This is a genomic window from Sphingopyxis sp. EU05-FHT14B03 (assembly GCF_058790875.1).
The window spans coordinates 85,925-107,098 of sequence record NZ_JBYTDC010000006.1 but is presented as its reverse complement, the minus strand read 5'-3'; the positions used below and the strand labels follow the sequence as shown (position 1 = coordinate 107,098).

Annotated in this window: 17 protein-coding genes and 2 pseudogenes; 8 read left to right on the top strand and 11 right to left on the bottom strand. The window is 62.0% G+C overall.

Features of this window, described 5'->3' with window-relative positions; all coding sequences use genetic code 11:
- Window positions 1-2: 2 nt before the first annotated feature.
- The 4 genes from AC3WS4_RS24645 to AC3WS4_RS24630 are packed head-to-tail and all read right to left on the bottom strand — an operon-like array spanning window position 3 to window position 3,603.
- Window positions 3-464, bottom strand: a complete 462-nt coding sequence (locus AC3WS4_RS24645; protein WP_039575361.1) for a Zn-ribbon domain-containing OB-fold protein — start codon at window positions 462-464, stop codon at window positions 3-5.
- Complete coding sequence (locus AC3WS4_RS24640) at window positions 461-1,651, bottom strand: thiolase C-terminal domain-containing protein (protein ID WP_039575363.1); 1,191 nt, start codon at window positions 1,649-1,651, stop codon at window positions 461-463. Before AC3WS4_RS24640 ends, AC3WS4_RS24645 begins: the two co-directional genes overlap by 4 nt.
- 24 nt (window positions 1,652-1,675) lie before the next feature.
- On the bottom strand, window positions 1,676-2,818 hold the full coding sequence (locus AC3WS4_RS24635; RefSeq protein WP_039575366.1) for an NAD(P)H-dependent flavin oxidoreductase: 1,143 nt from the start codon (window positions 2,816-2,818) through the stop codon (window positions 1,676-1,678).
- Window positions 2,819-2,862: 44 nt separating this feature from the next.
- Window positions 2,863-3,603 carry a FadR/GntR family transcriptional regulator gene (locus tag AC3WS4_RS24630; protein WP_039575369.1) on the bottom strand — a complete coding sequence of 247 codons (741 nt, stop codon included), beginning with the start codon at window positions 3,601-3,603 and terminating at the stop codon, window positions 2,863-2,865.
- 190 nt (window positions 3,604-3,793) lie between these two features.
- Between AC3WS4_RS24630 and AC3WS4_RS24625 the strand changes: the two genes are divergently transcribed.
- Together AC3WS4_RS24625 and AC3WS4_RS24620 are read left to right on the top strand one after the other, a co-directional pair.
- Complete coding sequence (locus AC3WS4_RS24625) at window positions 3,794-5,056, top strand: cytochrome P450 (protein ID WP_039575372.1); 1,263 nt, start codon at window positions 3,794-3,796, stop codon at window positions 5,054-5,056.
- A 29-nt stretch (window positions 5,057-5,085) separates the two neighbouring features.
- Window positions 5,086-5,412 carry a 2Fe-2S iron-sulfur cluster-binding protein gene (locus tag AC3WS4_RS24620; RefSeq protein ID WP_039580993.1) on the top strand — a complete coding sequence of 109 codons (327 nt, stop codon included), beginning with the start codon at window positions 5,086-5,088 and terminating at the stop codon, window positions 5,410-5,412.
- Between the two features lie 197 nt (window positions 5,413-5,609).
- Here AC3WS4_RS24620 and AC3WS4_RS24615 read toward each other — a convergent pair.
- Together AC3WS4_RS24615 and AC3WS4_RS24610 are read right to left on the bottom strand one after the other, a co-directional pair.
- Window positions 5,610-6,592: pseudogene (locus tag AC3WS4_RS24615) on the bottom strand (helix-turn-helix domain-containing protein); the annotation flags it as partial.
- Between the two features lie 490 nt (window positions 6,593-7,082).
- Window positions 7,083-7,580: a MarR family winged helix-turn-helix transcriptional regulator gene (locus tag AC3WS4_RS24610; protein WP_228383640.1), complete on the bottom strand. Its 498-nt coding sequence runs from the start codon at window positions 7,578-7,580 to the stop codon at window positions 7,083-7,085.
- Between the two features lie 68 nt (window positions 7,581-7,648).
- Here AC3WS4_RS24610 and AC3WS4_RS24605 point away from each other — a divergent pair, with 68 nt between their 5' ends.
- A complete protein-coding gene (locus AC3WS4_RS24605) occupies window positions 7,649-8,527 on the top strand; it encodes an alpha/beta fold hydrolase (protein WP_039575377.1) in 879 nt (292 codons plus the stop codon).
- Window positions 8,524-8,934, top strand: coding sequence for a hotdog fold thioesterase (locus tag AC3WS4_RS24600; RefSeq protein WP_039575381.1), 411 nt, complete (start codon window positions 8,524-8,526; stop codon window positions 8,932-8,934). The genes AC3WS4_RS24605 and AC3WS4_RS24600 overlap by 4 nt, the downstream gene beginning before the upstream one ends.
- A 285-nt stretch (window positions 8,935-9,219) precedes the next feature.
- On the opposite strand, the gene AC3WS4_RS24595 is transcribed toward AC3WS4_RS24600, so the two are convergent.
- The 5 genes from AC3WS4_RS24595 to AC3WS4_RS24575 all read right to left on the bottom strand — a co-directional run bounded on the left by AC3WS4_RS24595 (window position 9,220) and on the right by AC3WS4_RS24575 (window position 16,502).
- Window positions 9,220-10,452: a serine hydrolase domain-containing protein gene (locus AC3WS4_RS24595; protein ID WP_228383642.1), complete on the bottom strand. Its 1,233-nt coding sequence runs from the start codon at window positions 10,450-10,452 to the stop codon at window positions 9,220-9,222.
- Window positions 10,453-10,513: 61 nt separating this feature from the next.
- A complete protein-coding gene (locus AC3WS4_RS24590) occupies window positions 10,514-12,061 on the bottom strand; it encodes a carboxylesterase/lipase family protein (protein WP_081997344.1) in 1,548 nt (515 codons plus the stop codon).
- A gap of 55 nt (window positions 12,062-12,116) precedes the next feature.
- Window positions 12,117-14,219 carry a TonB-dependent receptor gene (locus tag AC3WS4_RS24585; RefSeq protein ID WP_160292414.1) on the bottom strand — a complete coding sequence of 701 codons (2,103 nt, stop codon included), beginning with the start codon at window positions 14,217-14,219 and terminating at the stop codon, window positions 12,117-12,119.
- A 241-nt stretch (window positions 14,220-14,460) separates the two neighbouring features.
- Window positions 14,461-15,765 carry a hypothetical protein gene (locus tag AC3WS4_RS24580; protein WP_052208261.1) on the bottom strand — a complete coding sequence of 435 codons (1,305 nt, stop codon included), beginning with the start codon at window positions 15,763-15,765 and terminating at the stop codon, window positions 14,461-14,463.
- On the bottom strand, window positions 15,762-16,502 hold the full coding sequence (locus tag AC3WS4_RS24575) for a GntR family transcriptional regulator (RefSeq protein WP_052208263.1): 741 nt from the start codon (window positions 16,500-16,502) through the stop codon (window positions 15,762-15,764). Before AC3WS4_RS24575 ends, AC3WS4_RS24580 begins: the two co-directional genes overlap by 4 nt.
- 133 nt (window positions 16,503-16,635) lie before the next feature.
- Between AC3WS4_RS24575 and AC3WS4_RS24570 the strand changes: the two genes are divergently transcribed.
- The 4 genes and pseudogenes from AC3WS4_RS24570 to AC3WS4_RS24555 all read left to right on the top strand — a co-directional run.
- A complete protein-coding gene (locus AC3WS4_RS24570) occupies window positions 16,636-17,649 on the top strand; it encodes a serine hydrolase domain-containing protein (RefSeq protein ID WP_052208266.1) in 1,014 nt (337 codons plus the stop codon).
- A 214-nt stretch (window positions 17,650-17,863) separates the two neighbouring features.
- Complete coding sequence (locus tag AC3WS4_RS24565; protein WP_492740781.1) at window positions 17,864-19,477, top strand: long-chain fatty acid--CoA ligase; 1,614 nt, start codon at window positions 17,864-17,866, stop codon at window positions 19,475-19,477.
- 171 nt (window positions 19,478-19,648) lie between these two features.
- Complete coding sequence (locus tag AC3WS4_RS24560; RefSeq protein WP_039575391.1) at window positions 19,649-20,326, top strand: TetR/AcrR family transcriptional regulator; 678 nt, start codon at window positions 19,649-19,651, stop codon at window positions 20,324-20,326.
- 98 nt (window positions 20,327-20,424) lie between these two features.
- A pseudogene (locus AC3WS4_RS24555) lies at window positions 20,425-21,111 on the top strand (DDE-type integrase/transposase/recombinase); the annotation flags it as partial.
- Between the last annotated feature and the right edge of the window lie 63 nt (window positions 21,112-21,174).

Here is a 21,174-nt window from a genome sequence, read left to right as displayed (position 1 = left end):
TTCTAACTTTCACGCAGGCGGAAAACAGGAAGGCGGAAGTCCTCACCGATCAGTTCGAACTCCACTTCCACCGGAAGATCGAGCGCCAGGCGCTCGTGATCGCAACCAATCAGGCGCGTGGCCATGCGCACGCCCTCTTCCAATTCCACCACCGCCGCCACGAAGGGAATTTCGGCGGCAAAAGCCGGGTGGAGGGCTTGGTGGGTAACGGTCCAGGAAAACAGTGTGCCCTTGCCGCTGCTGCGTTCCCAGGAAAATTCCGGCGCGCCGCACTTTGCGCACATATAGCGCGGCAGGTGGCGGAAGCAGCCGCAACCACTGCAGCGCTGGAAATAGAGATTGCCGTCCTGGCACCGCTTCCAGAATTCCTGCTCAACCGGGTCTTGCGGGCGAGGTCGCGGTTTGGGCGGCGCAACCTGCGCGGAGGGCCGCATTTTGGGAGGCAGATCGCTCTCGCTGCTCATGCAAACCTCCTGAGAATGGCAATGCTTCCATCGCCAAGGTCACCCCAGCCGGTCACAAGACCAGTTTGGGCTCCCAGCACCTGGCGCTCGCCGCAGTCGTGACGAAGCTGGCGCACTGCCTCGACCACGTGGTTGAGTCCCCAGACATGCGCCTCACTGAGCAAGCCGCCATGGGTGTTGATCGGATAGCGGCCACCCAGCTCAATCTGGCCATTGGCTACGAATTCGGCCTGTGCTCCCGGTTCGCAATACCCCATCGCTTCCAGTTGCAGCAAAACGACATAGGTAAAGCAGTCGTAGATCTGCAGGAAATCCATGTCCTCGCGCTTGACGCCCGCCATGTCGAAAGCGCGCGGGGCAGCATAGCTGAGGCCAATCTTGAAGGGATCGGGCCGCGAGGGGATGTCGTCGGCAGGATAGGGGTGACCTTCCGAGGCACCGGCGATGCTGACGGGCACATGCGGCATATCCCTGGCCCGATCCATTCGCGATATGACAACCGCGCAAGCCCCATCGGTTTCAAGGCAGCAATCGTAAAGGCGGAAGGGCTCGGATATCCAGCGCGCCGAATGATAGGTTTCCGCGTCGAGTTCGCGCCCATAGGTAAAGGCGCGCGGATTCAACTGCGCGTGACGCCGGCAGGCTAGCGCTACCGCTGCCATCGCATCCGCGCCCACGCCGTAAAGCTTCGAGTGACGCGTCGCCAGCCAAGCATACATCTGCACCGGCAGGAACACACCATAGGGGATGTAATAGCCCTGGATGGTATTGGTCAGCGTGTTCATGTTCATCGCCCGAGTGGGCGGGGCACCCGGCTTGGGCCTGAGGGCGGAATAGCCGTTCCAACCGAGCGTCACCAGCACGTGATCGCAAAGCCCGCTGGCGATCGCCATTGCCGCGTTCTGCAGCGCCGTCGTCGGGCTGGCGCCGCCCATGTGAACGGTGGCCGCATAGCGCAGCACATCAATGCCGAGATTGGCGGCCATTTCCTCCGAGGTCGTATAGATCGGCGGCGGCACCATGCCGTCGATGTCGCAAGGTTTCAGCCCGGCATCTGAGATTGCGCGGCGCGAGGCTTCCAGCATCATGTCCACCGCAGTCCGTTCGGTGCCCTTGACGAATGCGGTTTCGCCCACACCGGTTATGGCGGCCTTGTCGGCAAAGGATAAGGTCTGCGAAGCGTTCATACAGCGTACCCGTCTTGCCGCAATTCAGGAATAGAATCTGGCATCGGCCAGCGCCCTTTCGGCCCCTTCGACAAGATCGCGCATGACCTCTGCCGCTGGACGGATCGAATGGATCAATCCAATTCCCTGCCCCGCGAAGCCGGGCATGATATCCTTGCGCTGAGCCTTTATGCCCGAAGCCATGACCGGCCCTGAAATCATCGACTGGTAAGGCATCGGAAGCGGCTCCTTGCCCGCCGCAACCCAAGCATCGGCCCATTTGTTGCGGATCATGCGCGCAGGCTTGCCGGTCAACGAACGGCTAACGACGGTATCTGCATCGCCGCCGTCGGTTATTGCTTCCTTTTGGAACCGTTCAATCCCTGCCTCTTCGGTTGCCAGGAACGCCGTTCCGACCCACGCGCCCAGAGCGCCCAGCATCATCGCTGCGGCGACTCCGCGGCCATCGGAGATTCCACCTGCTCCGATCACGGGAACCCGATCGCCCACCGCGTCGACTACCTGCGGAATCAGCGAGAAGGTTCCGATCGGGGAGTTGTGCCCGCCGCCATCGTGGCCCTGCGCCACAATCATGTCGATGCCGTAATCGACCACCTGCTGGGCGTGCTTGACCTTGCCGATCACCGCCATGACCCTGGTGCCATTGGAATGAAGGCGGTCCATCCACGGTCCGGGATGGCCGAGGCCGGCGGCATAGACTGGCACCTTTTCCTCGATTACCACTTCCATCTGCGCCTCGAAAAACTCCCGCGTGAACAGCTGCGGACCGCCCTTGCCCATTTCCGGCGCGCCAGCCGCGCGCATGGCCATTGCGGCATCCACTTCGGGCAGATCCTCGCGTTCCATGAAATCGCGGGTGAACTGCTGATATTCGCCAAGCAGTGCCATCGGGTTTTCGGGCGAGGCGCCGCTCTGCGGTGCCGAACCGCGCCTGACGGAGGCAGGCAGAAGGGTGTCGACCCCAAATGGCTTATCGGTCAGTTCGCGGGTCTGGCGGATCCAGCTGCGCAACTGGTCTGGCGAGCAGGCCGCAGCGCCAAGAACGCCAAGTCCCCCGGCATTCGATACTGCGGCCGCGAGCGCGGGGACACTCGCCCCGCCCATTCCGGCCAGAAGGATCGGGTATTCGATCCCGAGAATTTCGCATATGCGGCTCTTGAGTGCCATCGTAATACCCTCTCCATCCAGCGCCACCCACCGGCGCCCGTTTTTTACGTCTGTCCCCACCTGACCTTCTGGGACACAAGCTCAGGGCTTCTCTGTGCGAGATAGGAGGCGGAGCCCGCCACGAGACGCGCCATAGCCTGCCGCGCTCCTTCGGCATCGCCCTTGCGCACAGCTTCAAGGACGCGGCGCAAGAAACGCAACTGGACCGCACGCTCTTGCGCCGAATACCCCAGCGAGAGCGAGAATTCGCGGGTAAGCATATGCAACGCGGAAGTCAGAAGGCCGAAAAGCGGATTGCCGCTGGCCCAGCCGAGCATATCGTGAAAACGGCGATTCAGTTCCTCGAACTGGCTGCTCGCTTCGTTTCGCTCCAGCTCTTTGAGGCAATCGGCAAGTGCGCTCAGATCACCCGTGGTCGCGCGCTGGGCGGCATAGGCTGCAACATCCGCCGCAATCGCTTCGCGCAATTCGAGCAAGCCCCTCAAGTCCGCCTCCATGAAATGCAGGATCAGCGAGAGGCTGTTCGCGAAGTCGCCAGTCTGCGGGCGTGCGACCACCGGCCCGCCACCGCGACCTAACTGAAGATGGATAACGCCCTGAAGTTCAAGGAAGCGAAGCGCTTCGCGCAAGGTCGCTCGGGCGACATCGTATCGCGCAAGCATTTCGTCCTCGCGCGCCAACCTGTCGCCCGCAACATGCGCCCCGGCTTCGATATCGCGTACGATATCCTGCGCAAGCGTGAGCGCACGCTTGGCTTTCCTCGAATCATCGACCTTCGGTTGCATCTCTGGGAATCGCTCCTCTGATAAAACCTTATAAGAGTTTATCGGATGACATGTCCAGCATCAGTCTATGAAGTCTGCAGTGCGGTCAAATGTCGCAACAATCCTTATAAGCTTTATTGACCATACCCTGCGAAACATCTACCTGTTTGATAGCAAGGTGAGTCTGCTTGCCTGGGATGGAGGACGAGACATGAGCATCGACACGATGGAGCTGGATACTGCCGGAAAAGTTGCAGCCATTCCGATCGACGAAATTGATGTCGCACGGCCGAGTCTTTTTCAGCAGGACACGATCGGCCTGTATTTTGACCGGCTGCGCAAAGAGGAGCCGGTCCACTATTGCCGCGAAAGCTATGTTGGGCCTTACTGGTCGATCACCAAGTTCGACGATATCATGGCTGTCGACACCAACCACAAAGTCTTTTCGTCGGAGGCAAAGCTCGGCGGTATCGCCATTCAGGACATGCATTCGGTGGAAGGCGCGCTCGAACTTGAAATGTTCATCGCTATGGATCCTCCAAAGCACGACCAGCAACGCAAGGCCGTCACCCCCGCTGTAGCGCCGTCCAACTTGCTGTTGCTCGAACCGACAATCCGCGAACGAGCGTGTCAGATTCTCGATGATCTGCCGATAGGCGAGGAATTTGATTGGGTTGACAAGGTCTCAGTTGAATTGACCACGATGACCCTTGCTACCCTATTCGATTTCCCGTGGGAGGAACGCCGCAAGCTCACGCGCTGGTCCGACGTCACAACGGCCGCCCCTGAAACCGGCATCGTCGAATCGTACGAAGCGAGGCGTGAAGAACTCATCGAGTGCGCGATGTATTTCAAAGGACTGTGGGAGCAGCGCATCAACGAAGAACCGAAGAACGATCTGATTTCCATAATGGCGCATTCCCCGGCGACACGGGATATGCCCTTCCTCGAATTTCTGGGTAACCTGCTGCTGCTGATCGTGGGCGGCAACGACACCACGCGCAATTCGATAAGCGGCGGTGTGCTGGCGCTCAATCAGAACCCCGATGAATATCGCAAACTGAATGACGACCCTTCGTTGATCGCCAGCATGGTGCCGGAAATCATCCGCTGGCAGACGCCGCTGACTCACATGCGCCGCACTGCGCTGCAGGACTGGGAGATTGGCGGCAAGCAGATCAAGAAGGGCGACAAGGTCGTGATGTGGTACCTGTCGGGCAACCGCGACGAAACGGTCATCGACCGGGCTGACCGGTTCATCATCGACCGCAAGAATCCGCGCCATCACCTGTCATTCGGTTATGGCATCCATCGATGCATGGGTAACAGGCTGGCAGAACTGCAGTTGCGGATCATCTGGGAAGAAATTCACAAGCGGTTCGCCAAGGTCGAAGTGACCGGCGAGCCCGAGCGCCTTTTCTCAAACCTTGTGCGCGGGATCACCAATCTGCCGGTGCGGCTGCACGCGCGCTGATTTGCTGAAGCAGAAATACGGAGTGTATGATGGTCAAAGTGACGTTCGTATCCAGCGATGGAACGCGGCGGGAAGTCGAAATTGCCGAGGGCGAAACCGCACGCGAGGCGGCGCTCTTCAATGATGTACCGGGCATCGACGGCGATTGCGGCGGTGTCTGCGCCTGTGCGACCTGCCATGTCCATGTCGATCCGGCCTGGATCGACAGGGTTGGTCGCCTGGTCGAAGGGGCAGCGGAGGCAGAGCTTCTGCAATTTGCCGAAGGTGCCAACGAATACAGTCGCCTCGCCTGCCAGATACCCATGGTGGAAGGAGTGGAAGGTTTGATTTTGCACGTTCCCGAGCAGCAATACTGACCAGACAGAGCGCAGCCCTGTCGTGCGCGTGCGGCGTCGCAAATTCAGTTTTGAACGGAGGTTTCAGTGCCAACTCAGCTAGAACCTGATGTCTAGACGAGCGAAGACGCATTTCGCACCGAAATGCGGCAATTCCTCGCCGCCCATTTCCCTGACGAATTAAGGGGCGCGGGCAATATGCTGGCCGGGCCCATTGGCAGCTTCGGCTTGTGGATCATCCTGGCCGACGCGCATCCGGAAGCTTCGAGGGACAGCTCCAGCGTGTCGGTGACATCCCCGGCCCGCATGGTGGTACACAGCTTCCAAAGGATGACATAACGGGAGAAGTCGTCGAGCACGGTCGACAGGTACACCAAGCCCCAGCCGATGATCTTGAAGTAGGTGAAGTCGGTCTGCCACATCTCGTTCGACCGCGTCGTCTTGGTGTGGAACCCGTCGGCGGCCTTGATCACGATGAAGGCCGGACTGGCGATCAGGTCATGGGCTTTCAACATACGGTAAACCGTGGCTTCCGACACGAAGTAGCGCTTCTCGTCGGTGAAGCGCACCGCGAGCTCGCGGGGTGACAGGTCGGTTGTATCCAACGCCATGTCGATGATCTGCTGCTGGATATCATCGCAGATGCGGTTCCACACCCGCCTCGGGGCCGATGGCCGATCCTCCAGCGCCTCCGGCCCGCGCTCGAGGTAGCGGTCGTACCAGCGTTAGAAGGTCCGGCGCGGGATGCCCAACTGCTCCAGCGTGCGCTTGGCCGGCAGGTGCGACTGCTCGACGATCCGAATGATCTCCAGCTTCTCGGATGCGGGTTACCTCATTCGTCGTCGGCCCTATCCGCGATCATGCTTTTTTTGAGCAACCGGTTTTCCAGCGTCAGATTGGCCACGCATTCCTTAAGGGCACGGGCTTCGCGGCGCAGGTCGTGCACCTCGCCGGTGGTCGCGGCACGGGCGGTGTCGCCCGCCAAGCGCCGCTTGCCCGCCTCCATGAACTCCTTCGACCACGTGTAATACAAGCTCTGGGCGATGACATCCTTGCAGCACAGCTCGGCGATGCTGTCCTCGCCGCGCAGGCCTTCCAGCACGATCCTGATTTTGTCCTCTGCAGAGAAGTGCCGGCGCGTCGCACGCCGTATGTCCTTCACCAGCCGCTCAGCAGGGGCCTTCGGCGCCGATTTTTTCAAGGAGGATTGGGCTTCATCCTCGTTCCTTAGTCACTACGACGAAGCCCAAATCCTCCTTAAATCACAACCTCAAATCTGTGCCATTGGTGCTGACGGCGGACAGCACCGGCAATCCGCCCTCACATGAAGCGCTCGGGTTGAGCCATGTCGGTCTCCACGCAGAGGTTCGTTTCTTGGTAGACAACTCGTTGCACGAAATAGCTCGTCGGTCAATTGGCGCTGGCACGCGAAGCCAAGAGCGGCCCGCCTCGCGGGAGGGCGCTCACCGCCGAACGATTGCCGGCTCGATCGGACTATTCTGCAACACGGCGGGAGGCAGGTAGGGCTCCGTGCCGCGATATTCGCAATTCGTTAGCCGTCAGTGCTGGCAACCTGATGCAGCGGGGGCAGAACGGCCGCGGCGCGCCGCCTCAGACGCGAGCGGTGCCAGTTGGGGATATCGGCTTGCTGACGATGAATGGCGTCGGCCATTTCAAATCTTCCACGGCTCCTATCGAGGAGGCATGTCTTCCGATCCGCTTTCGAGATTGCCGGACATTTTCGTCAGCAATGAGCGCATCGCGCGTATCTCAGTTGGGGAAATCATATGGAGCAGTCGCGCGTAGATCATGTCGGCTTCGGCGCGCAGCTGAGGCAGGATTTCGATCGCTCGGGGCAAAAGATGAAGTTCCCAGACGCGCCGGTCGCCCTTGGCAGCGCGCCGTTCCGCGAGCACCATTCTTTCCAGCTGGTCGACAACATGGCCAACGCTGGCACGCTCCAGTTCGAGGCATTTGGAGAGGTCGGTTTGGGTCATGCCCGGGGTCCGATAGATATAGACGAGCGCGCGCCACTGGGTTCGCGTCAATCCGAAGCGCGCCGTTGAGGCATCAAACATCCGACGCAGTTTGCGGGGCACTTCCTCGATGAGAAAGACAAACTCGTCTGAGGCCGTCAGAAGACTTTTCGCGGGAGAGCCGCTTGTATTGCGAGGTTCAACCATCGTCATGGACTGTAGAGCCAACATCATATTCTGAAAACCCTTTACTGTAAGATATGATATAGTATGATCGTGGAATGATTGATCAGTCGATCACGCTTGCCGGGAAAGCGGGCCATGAAATCGCAGCGTCGGTTGATGGCCCGGAACTCGGATTACCGGTAATCCTCGCGCACGGCGGCGGACAGACCCGAAGGGCATGGAGGGCGGTAGCCCACCGGCTCGCGAGCCATGGTTTCCGGACCATCGCAGTCGATATGCGCGGGCACGGCGAGAGTGCATGGGCCAGCGACGGAGCCTATGATATCTCCGATTTTGCGGCCGATCTCGTCGAGATCGCTGCGGCGACGGCGAGCAAACCGGCGCTGATTGGCGCGTCGCTTGGTGGCCTGGCCGGGATCATCGCCGAGGGAAAATGCGCACCGGGAAGTTTCGGATCGCTGACGCTGGTCGACGTCACACCTCAGATGGAACCGAGCGGCGTCGCCCGCGTGGTCGGTTTCATGGCGGCGCATGCGCGCGATGGTTTTGCGTCGGTGGAAGAGGCCGCACAGGTCATTGCCGACTATCTGCCCCATCGCCCCAGCCGGAAGGCTTCGGCCGGGCTAGCACACTATCTGCGCCGCAAGGACGATGAACGCTTCTATTGGCACTGGGACCCCGCCTTCATCGAAAGAGTGACGCAGCAGGGCGGCGGCGTTTCCAGCGACCATGGCCGCACCGAGCTCAGCGCGGCCGCTGCCTGCTTGACCTTGCCGGTGCATCTGATCCGCGGCGGGTCAAGCGATCTCGTCTCGCTGGAAGCCGTCAAGCATTTCCAGGGCCTTGTCCCTCATATGGCGTATAGCGACATTGCGAATGCGACTCATATGGTGGTGGGGGACGAGAACGACGCTTTCGGGCAATCGATCCTAGAGTTTTTGCTCGGCATCCATGAAGCGGAAATGAAATCATGAATGCCCCCGCCGTCCCGGGGCTTGAGGAATTACGTGACCTATTGGCGCTGGCCCCTTTTCACCGCTGGCTCGGGCTCAGCATCGCTGAGGTCGGCGCCAACGAGTTGGTGATCTCCATGCCTTGGCGAGACGAAATCATCTCAAATCCGACGGTCGGCGCGGCGCATGGTGGCATCGTATCGGCTTTGATCGATCTGACCGGCCTCTATACGATCATCGCGATGGGGGGTGCTGCGCGGGCGACGGCGGACCTCCATGTGGATTTTCACCGACCGGCCAAGCTGGGGCCGCTTCGCGCGATCGGCAGCCCGGTGAAATTAGGGCGGCAGATAAACGTCGCGGCTACCCGGATCCTAGCCGCAGACGGAACCTTGGTGGCGAGTGGTAGAGGGGCCTACGTCGCCTGATAACCGCCCGAGGCGAGCCAATCTGCGCGGCCAGATGCATGCCCAGCAGCTTTCGGAGCCGAGGCAGTGGCGGCAGCGACACGCTTTTTGGCGACGTGTCCCTAGGCCGAACCCACGACCGGACGGCCGCGCATCGGCCATTCAGTCAAATCGGCTCCCTGCCGGTCACACGCGGGTTTGGCCGCTCGCCTTTGAGCCGTCGACTTTGCCTAGTCCGACAGGCCAGCCACGCAGCGCATGGAGATCAAGTTCTCCTGTGCTGCGTGACTAGACTGCTGGGTCAGGTCAGGGCGCCGGGGTGCGATTCGCGATCGCATCCTCGATCAGATCCTGCATGACCTGTTCGAGCTCGACGCCTTTCCGGTCGCCTCCGCTCGATATTTCGGTGGCGATCAAAGCGTAATAGCCGGTCTCGCGATCGATCCAGCCGGTCCAACCATAGGCACCCGGTGAGGAATTGATCTTGGACGTCGCGCAGGCCGAAGGCGTGTCGCATTCGACAAAGGAGCCGAGCGCATATTCCCAATTGCCCGCGCTCGCCGGCACGAAAACGCGCGGCAAGCCTGCGGTACGTTGCTGGGTGAAGCTTGTCATATCGGTAATAAAGCTGCCGCCAAGGAAGGCACGCAGAAGTTTCGCATAGTCGCGCGGCGTCGAATAGGCGCCGCCCGCGACCCACGGGTTGGTGGGAGCGCTTCCCGCAGGGTCATACCAGGTCGTGCTCGTCATCCCGAGCGGGGTCGTCACATGCTGCGCGAACAGTTCGTGAAAATTGCGCTGGCGTGCCGGTGACGTGCCGGGCGCGATGCTTATATCCTTTGCCTCCAGATAGGCAGCGGCGACCTGAAGGCCATGCGGTCCATAGCTATATTGCGCGCCGGGCGCGTTACCCGGGCGCAGAATGTCGTAACGCAGATCGTGGATGCTCTTCGCGCAATTGTAGAGCGTCATGGCCGGAAGCAGCTGACATCCGCCAACGAGCGGGCTCGCGTTGAAGCCCGACGTCATCGACAACGCGTGCTTGAGTTTGACATCCTTCTTCGTTCCGATCGTCGTCCAGAAGGCAAGCGGCGGCCGCATCGGATCGTCGAGCGTCGCGATGCCCGCCTGCACCATGCGCATCCCCAGCGCGCCGGCGAACCATTTGGAGGCCGACGCAAGCGGGGTCACCCGATCGATACCGAAGCTGCCCTTCTCATAGGCGAAGAGATAGTCGGGATCCGAAGCATTCCCGACGATGAAATAGCCGTTATCGACCTCGGTATCGGCGTCGATTGCCGCCTGTAACGCTGTCCAGTCATAGGTATATCCGCCGACGGTGGCCGAAAGGCTGGCGGCCGCGGGCGCCGATGCCGCCGACGTCGACGCTTTAGCAGCGGGCGCCGCAGGCGGAAGCTGCACCATGGGACGCGCCTCGCCGCCGCCGTTGCCCACGAACCCGCCCTGCGCCGCAAAGGCCGCAGCCCCAACCATTACTGCACCGGCGGCAAGCGACATCCATTTCATTCTTCCAGCCATTTTCTCTCTCCCAGCTTCGTTGCACATTGTCGAAACGGAGGGCCTAGCGCGGCCAGACGGGCTAGGGCCTGGACTGGCCGTTCCCGAAGTGAACATTGAGCAGATGGTCGAGCTGCGCCTTGCGAAAGCCGGCGACGACGCCAGACTCGGGCGTAAATTTTGCGAGACGGTCGCTTGCCGCATCGTAACGCGGCCAGTCGCGAACGAGTGCGCAGCCAGGAACGCCCGTCTTGGCGAAGCCAACCCAGCAGGCGGAGATGCCTTCGCCGAAGCGGCGATCCTCGTCACCGACGGCGCCAGCGACCGACGCGAAATAGTCGAGCGTCCCGAACAGATAGGGGATTTCAGACCCATGCGCGGCGCCCTTGGCGCGGTCGCGCCGCGCCGCTGCGACATAGTCGAAATGATAGAGATACGACGGCGCGCCCCCCGCCGTCCGGGCCGCGAGCCAGCGCGCCGGGGCGACGAACCAGGCGTCGCCCAACACCTGGCGCGCCAGTTCATCATCGGCCAGCCCCATGCCATAGGCGGCCCGGCCCGCCGCCTGGTCGCGCCCTAGATAGGCGAGCGCGGCGGATGGCGGCACGCCCATGGCAAGGATGACGCTCGCCTCGTTGCTGTTCGCGCCGACGAGGAGCGGAACGTCGATCGGCTCGCTACGCGCAAAGACGCGCCAAGGCGCTTCGCGTACCAGGTCGCCGTCGAGGATGGGGCCGGTCATCGCGCCCGGCGTCCGGACCTCGCCAGCGGCAACGAGCGCGGCGGCGGGCAGCGCGCGAAGCGCGTCGAGCGATGCTGAAGGCGGCGCACCTGCGCGCGCTGCCAACGCCGCGCCTAGCGCTTCTTGCTCGCCAAGCGGGCGCGGATCGAGGAGACCAACGCCCGACTGAACGATCGCCTTGGCGAACAGGCCTTTGGCTTCGGGCTGGGCAAGGATCGTCGTCACTCCGATCGCCCCGGCGGATTCGCCGAACAAGGTGATCTGGCGCGGATCGCCACCAAATGCGGCGATATTTTTCTTCACCCACCGCAGGGCGGCCAATTGGTCCATCAGGCCGTAATTGGCGAGCGCCTCGCCGCGCGGCTTGGCCGCGCTGAGCGCGGGATGGGCGAAATAACCGAGCGCGCCCAACCGATAGTTGATCGTCACCAAAACCACACCTTGCCGCGCGAAGGCGGTGCCGTCGAAAACCGGGAAGGTGCCCGAACCGACCACATGGGCGCCGCCATGGATCCAGACCATCACTGGCAGCTTTCGCGCCCCCGCCGGGCGCCAGATGTTCAGCTGGAGGCAATCCTCAGACTGATGCTCGGCTACCCCGCCCGCGACAAGTGCGGGGCGCACCGTCTGCGGACAAGCCGGGCCGAGTTTTGCGGCATCGCGGACGCCCCGCCAGCGCGGCGGTGCCTGCGGCGCCCGCCAGCGAAGAGCGCCGACCGGTGCGGCGGCGAAAGGAATATCAAGAAAGCGCTCGACGTCCCCCGTGCGCGCGCCCGCAAGGCGCCCCTGCGCGATTGTCGCCGCGGGGGCCGTCTCCGCCGCCGCGACAGACACCGATCCGGTCAGCATCGCGGCACCGAACAGTGCTGCCATCACCAAATGCCGCATTGCGCCCTCCTACCCTTCCCGACCAGCGGCTGGAGGCCGCGGACGGGAGCGCGACCTAGAAAGAAATGCGTCCTTCGACGCCGACGACGCGAGGCTGGCTGTACCGGTTGATCGTCGGCGCCTGCGCGACGAAATAAACCTTGTCGAAGACGTTGTTCGCGAACGCGCTGACGCTGATCTTGCCGAAGTCGACGCCGACCCGAAGATTGACGAGGACATAATCATCGAGGTCGACCGAGGTCGCTGTCAGCTCCTGTTTGCCGCCCCATTGACCACTGATCAGGACATTGCTGGTCAGCGCGACATCCTTGGTGACCGGGTAGCGCAGATTGAGGTTGGCCGAGGCGAGCCAGTCGGGAACCTGCGCAAGGTCCAGCCCGTCATAGCGGCCGCTCTTGACCTTGCCCTCTTGCCGCGAGCCACTCAAGGCGAGGCGGCCATTGCCTTCGCCGAGATCGAAGCCCTGGCTATATTCGGCCTCGATACCCCAGCTTTTCGCATCGCCTGCGTTGGTTAGATAGGCGACCGCGGCGATCGGGCACGCCGGATTGGTGAGCGCGCAGCCATCGTCGACCTGCGCGATCAGGTCTTCAAGCTCGGTGTAATAGCCCGCGATTGCGAAATAGCCGCGGCGGATCGGACTGCCCTTGATGCCGACTTCGTAAGACGTGCTGTTTTCGTTGCCGAACAGCACCTGCACAGGACTCGGCGCGCGCGGATCGGAGAGGCGCGTGTTGAACCCGCCGGCGCGGTAGCTGCTGCCGACCTTGCCATAGGCGAGGATGTTCGACGTGAGCTTGTACGAGAGGGTCGCATTGTAGGAGAGATTGTCGGCGTTGATGCTGTCGTCGATGATCCGCGATGGCCCGCCGGTGGGCAGGCCAGTCCCCAAATCGTAAAGCCGCGCCGAGATGCTCCGGCTGTCGCGGGTATAGCGCAGTTCGCCGGTCAGGTTGAGGCTGTCGGTGATGTCGAAACCGAGCGAGCCATAGGCCGCATAGCTTTCGAAATGCAGCCGCGCGGGCGCGATATTGCCCGGCGACGGATTGGCGAGCGTCGGCGTGCGCGTCGTCGCCACCGAGAAATCGCTGTCGAGCAACAGCATTTCGGCGCCGACCAGCCATGTGAAGCGATCGCTCGCCCCGCTGACATGAATATCCTGCGAAAAATTGTCGGTCGTGTCGACGACGTAGGACGCGGTGCTGGCATCGAGCGGCGTGAGAGCGCCGATCTGCCCCGCGGCGCGCGCACGCGCCAGCTCGGCGGGGCTGATCGCGTCATTGTCGAGATCATATTCGGACGTGCGCTTGCGAAAGGAGGTTGTCGACGTCAGGTCGGCACCGCCCAGATCCACGCGGACGAGCGCCTGAAGGCCGTCCACGTCCTGGCTGGCGCGCGGCGCGGTGTTCCAGGGGTAGCGAAAGCGATCCTGCGTATAACCGCCGGGAAAGCCTGGCGTGCCCGCGGGAATGGATATCTGGTAATGGATCGTCGGCGTGGTCAGCCGCTGGGTCTCGGCCGTGATGATCGCGTCGACCGGCCCGCGCTTCAGCCGGATCTGGCCGCGCAGTCCGTGGCCCTTCTGCTGGTCGAAATAGACGTCGTTGTCGGGATTGTAGAAGAAGCCCTTGTCCTGCTCGACGAGATCGCCGCTGATGCGGATCGCCAGGCCATCGGCGAGCGGGACATTGATCGCGCCCTGCGTCTGGAAGCTGTTGTTCTCGAAGCCATAGCGCGCGCTCGCCCAGCCCGAGAGATCGAATTCGGGCTCGGCCGAGATGATATTGATCGCGCCGCCGACCGCGTTGCGGCCGTACAGCGCGCCCTGCGTCCCGCGCAGAACCTCGACGCGGCCGATGTCGAGCAGGTCGAGCCGCGTGAAGTTGCGACCGCCCACCGGACCGCCGGCGATATAGGCACCGTTGCGATAGAGCCCGACGCTCGGGTCGCCATTGGTGGCACGCGCGGTCGACGAAGCGCGGATCGAGATCTCCGACGTGACGGACGAGTTCAGATTGTTGAAGCGAACGCTTGGCTGATCGGCGAGGAGTTCGCCGCTGCCCGTGGCGCCGCCGCGATCGGTGAACGACGTGATATCGATGACCGACGCCGCGGTCGGCACATCGGCCAGCCGCTCTTCGCGGCGGCGCGCCGTCACGACTATGGCGCCGTCATCATCCGCTTCAGCCGCGTCCGGAAGAGCTTCGGACGGTGCGTCTTGAGCGAAAGCAGGCGGAGCGACGGCTACCCAAATCGCGGCCGTGCAGAAAAGAAGGTTCGCTCTGCGTCCCATGGTCACTCTCCCCATCTTGTTATCGCAATTATTATCGATAATTTTGTGCAAAACCGTCGGCAAGTCAAGCCGGAAAGCGCAATGTCTTTGCAGGTGGTTCGCTGGTCTAAGAGACGACGGCGCTCAGCAGGTCGCGGACGCCCCGCGCCGTAGCGGCAAGGGGGTCAGGTGTGACCGTCGATAAATCGTCGGTCACAGCGTGGTGATGACGGTGTGCGCCAAAGATGCCGGCATGACGCACGTAGCCGGCCTTTATCACTTCCGAGAGTTCGCCCGCTGTGCCTTCCGCCGAAGGATAGGCCATTTCCAACCCCGGCTGGCCTTTGAATATCTCGCGCGCACACGTCACGAATTCGGGCGATGTCATGAGAAAACGATAGGGATCGGCGCTTGGCAGCGGCAGCAAGCGCCCCGGCATTTCCTGATAGTCACGTGCTGCCGCATTGGCGCCGAGATGAAACCAGAAAGCGGTCTCGCCGGGGGCTGGACCCACCTTGTCGGCGATATGGCTCGCACCGAGATTCTCATATTCATGCCCGCTGTTGCACAGGAAGAGCAGGCTGTGTTGCGGAAACGCTCGGGGCATCCAGTCGGCAAGCGCGAGCCACATCGCGATACCCGGCCCCCGCTCGCCGGCGCAATCGGTCCAGCCTGAACGCGGCGTAGAGACGACGAGCCAAGGGCGACCGGAGCGAACGCGTCGCCCGATTATATTCTGCGCTGCCCGAATCCCACCGCGCCCGCGAAGCGCTAATTTCGCCGCGGCACCGTGGCGCGCGGCTTCAATCACCGGGGCGGCGAGTCGCGGCGCGAGCAAGGCAAGTGGCTTGTCCGATACAGGATGACCGGCCGGGACATTGAGGAGCAAGGCCTCGCCCGTCGGCCCAGTCGTAATGAGAATGACCCCGTTCGCACCGCGCGCAAGCGCATCGGCGAGCGGCTCGCGCACTGCACGATCTACGAGGCTCGACCAGCGGCGGAAAGGCAGGCGCACGACGGCGATCGCGCCGTCGAGGCGTTCAGGGATTTCTGCGAGGCGCAGCGGCGCAGCGAGACCGGCCTCGCCGGTTTCGACGGCGAGCGGCTGTGCGACGAGCGGTATCGTGTGGTCGCCGAGCGTAAGTTCGCAATGCGACGCCTCGAACCAAGGCACGTCAAACGTCTGGCGATCCACTTCGAATCCGGCACTGAACAGCCGCTTCGCTGTCCAGTCGGCGGTCCAGCGATCGCCCGCGCCGCCCGACTGCTTGTTGCCGGCCTCGGCATAGCTTTGGACGTCGGCGAAGAGGCGTTCGGGGCCGAACATGGTCAAATCCAGGGATACAGCGGCAGCGGAGTCAACCTGCAATGCGATCGGCGCCGCGAGGCCCGCCTTAAGCAAGGTGCGGCGGTCGGTCAGGAGACGGCTCATGTCACTTTTGCGCGGCGGCGGCTGGGCTTAGGCTTTGCGTGGCGGGCCTTATATTCCTCGAGTGCGCGCCCAAAACTATTCTGAGTAACCCCGATCAGATCGCGCGCCACCGCATCGGCGGCATCGCCATCGCGCGCGACGATATGGCGGCAAAGCGCGTCGTAGAGGATGGCCGATCGCTTCGCCGCCTCGTTGCCATGCGTCTCGATATAGCTGTCAGTATAGACATTGTGCTGCCAGCGCGCGAGCAGCGCGACCCGATCGAGGAGCTCGAGCGCGAGCGGCGCATTGCTGCGTTTGGCGATAAAGCGACCGATGCGGTTCGAGACCTTGATATGCTCGAACGTATTGTCGGTGCGCTGGGTGACATCCTTATATTCGACAAGCCGGTGCATCAGTTCGCGCCCGTCGCGGTCGGTCATTTCGGCGGCCGCAAGGCGACAAACGACGCCGAACAGCGATTTCCACAGTTCATAGACCTCGTTCGCAGCATGCTCGTCGATGTCGATCACATAGGTGCCGCGCCACGGCACGACCTTGACAAGCCCGATCCGCGCGAGATGCCGGAACGCCTCGCGCACCGGCGCATGGCTCACTCCGAAGCGCGCGGCGATTTCGCGCTCGCGCAGCCACGATCCGGGCGGAATCCGCCATTCGACGATGTCGTCGGTCAAAAGGCGCGCGATCACGCGGTCCTGCGTCGGCGCGCTGTCGTCGTCGGTCTTCGTCGCGGCCATGTCTCTCCGTTCGGCTTTCCCTGCTCGCGGCGCCATCCTAATCGGGCAGCGCACACGAGCAATCGATGATTGCGAATGAATTTATTATCGATAATATGGAGAATGACAAGCATCGGAAAATCGGAGTCGGATCTTGAAGCGCACCATCCTCTTTTTCGCAGCCGCGGTTGCGGCACAGCCAGCCGCGGCAGGCGAACCCGCCCCTCTTCCCGGCTGTGCCGAAGCGATCGCCTATTCTGAGGCTAATTCCGGCGTTGCGCTGCTGATACTTGAAGATGGCAAAGTGCGCTGCCGATCGGCAGACATCGCGACGCCGCAGGAACTCTGGTCGGGCACCAAGAGCCTTGTCGGGCTGATGGCGGCGGCGGGCGCACAGGATGGACTTCTAACCCTCGACGAGCGGGCATCGGAGACACTCGCTGAATGGAGGGGCGACCCCAAAAAGGAACAGATCACGCTTCGGCAATTGCTGTCGATGACGGGCGGCCAGGCATCGACCGTCGGCAGGGCCCAAGGGTATCTGGACTCGGTGAAGGCACCGCTCACGGCGGCGCCGGGCAGCAAATTCCAATATGGTCCCGCCCCGATGCAAATCTTTGGAGAGATCATGCGGCGCAAGCTCGTTGCCAAGGGCCAAGACGGCAACGCTCGCCATTATGTGGAGCGGCGCATTCTCACTCCGCTTGGGGTTACCATAGGCAGTTGGCGCAGCGGCCCCGATGGCGCACCGCTCATGCCGCAGGGCCTCGTGCTGGCAGCGTCCGAGTGGGCGAAGATCGGCGAGTTCGTCCGCGGCGGTGGGAAGCTCGACGGCAAGCCGCTTGTCGATGAACTGGCGTTCGCCGAGCTGTTCAAGGGTAGCCAGGCCAATCCGGCCTACGGTCTCACCTGGTGGTTGCCCCGTAGCACGCCGGCTGTCGATATTGTTACCCGGTCCACCGATATCACCAGTCATGCCAACGAACTCCCGGCGGATATGGTCGTCGCCGCCGGCGCGGGCGATCAACGCCTCTATATCATTCCGTCGCTTCGGCTTACAATCGTTAGGCAGGCGAAACTCGATCTGGCGGCTTTGGCGGCGGGGGAAAAAGGCGATTGGTCCGATTGGCGGTTCCTGTCACTGTTGCTGAAAGCGGCGAGTGACTAATTTGAAACGCGGCCGAAAACATGTCGGGGCCGATCGAACCTAGGCCGTGCCGCTGCAATATGATCATTGAGAATTGCTGGCCGAATGGAAACGCGGCACGTGGAGTTTGCCGCTGGACCAAAATGATGACGGTTATTGACAGCCCGCGCGGCAATCATACCCGAGGGGCGGAACCTTGCACGCGACGCCGCAGTGGGGCGAAGAAGGATGCAGCATGTTACGGGGATTGATGCAGGACGCGCCGCTGCTGATCAGCGGAATATTGGAATATGCCGCGCGCGCGCACGGCGAGAGGGAGATCGTCTCGAAGGCTGTCGATGAGCCGGTTTGGCGGTATGACTGGCACCGCTGCGATCAGCGTGCGCGTCAGGCTGCGCAGGCCCTTGGTGTCCTCGGGATTGCAACGGGCGACCGCGTCTCGTCGCTCGCCTGGAACACGCACCGCCACCTCGAACTCTTCTATGCGGCGCCGGGCATGGGCGCTGTATTGCACACTGCCAACCCGCGTCTCAGCGACGAGCAAATCGCCTTTACTATCGCTCATGCAGGCAGCCGCATTCTCTTCTTCGAGCCCAATCTAGCCGAGCTCGTCGCACGGCTGCGCCCTCTCCTTCCAGGTATCGAGCGTTATGTCCTTCTCGCGGATCGCGGAGCGACCGCGCCAGATGTTGCTGACGCGTTGAACTATGAAGCGTTGCTGGCACGCCAGGACGGGGCCCTCACCTGGCCGAGCTTCGATGAAAAGGCAGCCGCATTTCTTTGCTACACTTCGGGGACGACGGGCGACCCCAAGGGCGTCCTATACAGCCACCGATCAATCGTTCTCCACGGGATGGCGGCCGGTCTGAGCAGTGCCTTCGGGTTCAGCGCTTTTGATGTCATCATGCCCTGCTCGTCCATGTATCATGCGACGGCATGGGGACTTCCGTTCACGGCAGCGATTAACGGCTGCAAGCTAGTGCTTCCTTGCGACAGGATGGACGGTGCCAGTCTCGCCGATCTGATCAACGAAGAGGGCGTCACCTTTTCGGGCGGTGTGCCCACGATCTTGACCATGTACCTCGCTCATCTCGACACCACGGGGACGGGGGTCGGCAATCTCAAGCGCCTCGTGATTGGCGGCTCGGCCGTCCCGCGGGCGATGGCCGAGACATTCCGCGCCAAATATGGTGTCACTGTGCTCCAGCTCTGGGGCATGACCGAAACCAATCCTCTCGGCGTGATTTCGACGCCCTCCCCGCTCCTGATGGCCGAAGGCGAGGATTTCGCGAACGATCTCCTGCTGACGAAGCAGGGTCGCATGCAATTTGGCATCGAACTGCGCATTATCGACGGCGATGGCACGCCGCTCCCCTGGGACGGTGAGCAGGCGGGTGCGCTCCAGGTCCGCGGACCGTGGGTCGTCGATCGCTATTTCCCCGATTTTGAGGGCGCCGGGAGCGATGGCTGGTTCGACACCGGGGACATAGGTACGATCGATCGCTTCGGCTTTCTCCGGCTGACCGACCGCGCGAAAGACGTGATCAAGTCCGGGGGCGAATGGATCAGCTCGATTGATATCGAGAATGCGGCGGTTGGGTACCCCGGCGTCCGGGTCGCCGCGGTCGTTGGCGTATATCATCCAAAATGGGAAGAGCGACCCCTTCTCGTGATTGAAACGCATGAAGGTCAAGCCGTCACAGCCGACGCAATTCGCGCGCATCTGGAGACGAAGGTTGTTCGTTGGTGGCTGCCGGACGACATCCTGTTCGCGACAGTACCGCTCACTGCAACGGGAAAGATCGACAAAAAGGCCTTACGCGAAGCGTATCGTAACCAACTCGCCTAGATGAGATCACACTGCGTCCATTCCCTGCGAACGGCAGCGATCCTTTCAGGCAGGCAAAGTTCAGCGGGCCTCGTGGGTCTTGCATAAGCCCGGGCAATCTCGCGGGGGCGGGCTATACAATGCAAAGCGTTCTACGCTTGCAGCGCGGACAAGGTATGGCCAAGATGAGGCATGACGTCGACCCAAAAAACCAAAGAACAAGCTTCCGGACGAACAGGGAGGCCTACTCGACAAGCCTCGCAAGCACTTTCGAGGAAAATTCTCCGTGTCGCCCGCGATGTCTTCTTTGCCGACGGATTCGGTCGTTCAACGGCGGAACGGATTGCTGCAAAAGCAGGCATCTCCAAGCGCACTTTGTACGCCCGTTACGGGAGCAAAAAGCTGCTTTTCGAGGCGGTAATACTCAGGGAAATCGAGGATCGGCTCTCCTTCCTCGAACAGCACGTTCCCGAACATGGCGACGTTCGGCCCGAGCTTGAAGAGCTGTCCGATGAACTGCTATCCTGGATGCTTACCGACATTCATGTCGCGTTGGAACGCGTTGTAATGGCTGAGGCTGCACGTTTTCCCGCTTTAGCGCGAAACCTTTACGAATTCGGCGTAGGACGCACGACGAGATTGGTGGCAGAGGTTTTGCGCAAAGCCGAGGAGAGGGGAGAAATCAGGGTGTCAGACGCGAATTTTGCTGCGGAGCAGTTTATATCCAGCGTCATTTTGTCACCTTTTCGTCGGGCCGCTCTTGGAGTGGGAGTGACCAGTCACAATGAAACCTCTTCAGCCCGAATGAGGCAAGCTGTGGATCTATTTGTGTACGGCTGCCGCCCCTCCCAGAAGGGGAGCCATCCATAACATTCCCGCTTCATCTCGGGCTGGGCAGTTGTCACGACTAGGTGTTTAGTCCCAGCATGTGATGGTGTAAGCTTGTCATCGTCACAGCGGGAGGGATTATGGGCCAGCTTCTACACGGCAGCGCCAAGACCACGCACGCCGTTCGAGCGGAGCTACAGCGATCGCAAGCTCCGGTCGCGCAGCTCGCGAAGCGGTACGGGATCAACGAAAAGACGGTGATCAAGTGGCGCAGCCGGCCGTCGGTCGAGGACATGCCGGTGGGGCCGAAGGAACGGCGCAGCACCGTGCTGTCGCCGATGGAAGAAGCCGCGATCGTGGCGCTCAGGGTGCAGGCCCGGCTGCCGCTCGATGACGTCTTCATCGCGTTGAAGGACGTGATCCCGAACCTGACGCGCTCGTCGCTTCACCGCTGCCTGCAGCGGCACGGGATCAGCCGATTGCCGAAGGCGGATCGCGAGAAGCCGAAGAAGTTCAAGAAGTACGAGATCGGCTATTTCCACATCGATATCGCCGAACTGCGCTACGAAGGCGGCAAAGGATTCCTCTATGTCGCGGTGGACCGCACCTCGAAGCTGGTGTTCGCCCGCATCTATCGACGGGCGACCAAGCTCGCCGCGGCAGCCTTCCTGCGCGTGCTGATCAAGACGGTTCCCTACAGGATCCACACCATCCTGACCGACAACGGCGTGCAGTTCGTGCAGCGTGACCAGGGCGGCACACTGGGATGGATCGGCCATATCTTCGGCCGTGTCTGCGAGCAGAACGGCATCGAGCATCGCCTCACCGTAACCGGTGTTTCCCTGCCACCTTGCGGGAGTGAAGCGTGGCGTCGATTTTCGCTAGCCCGA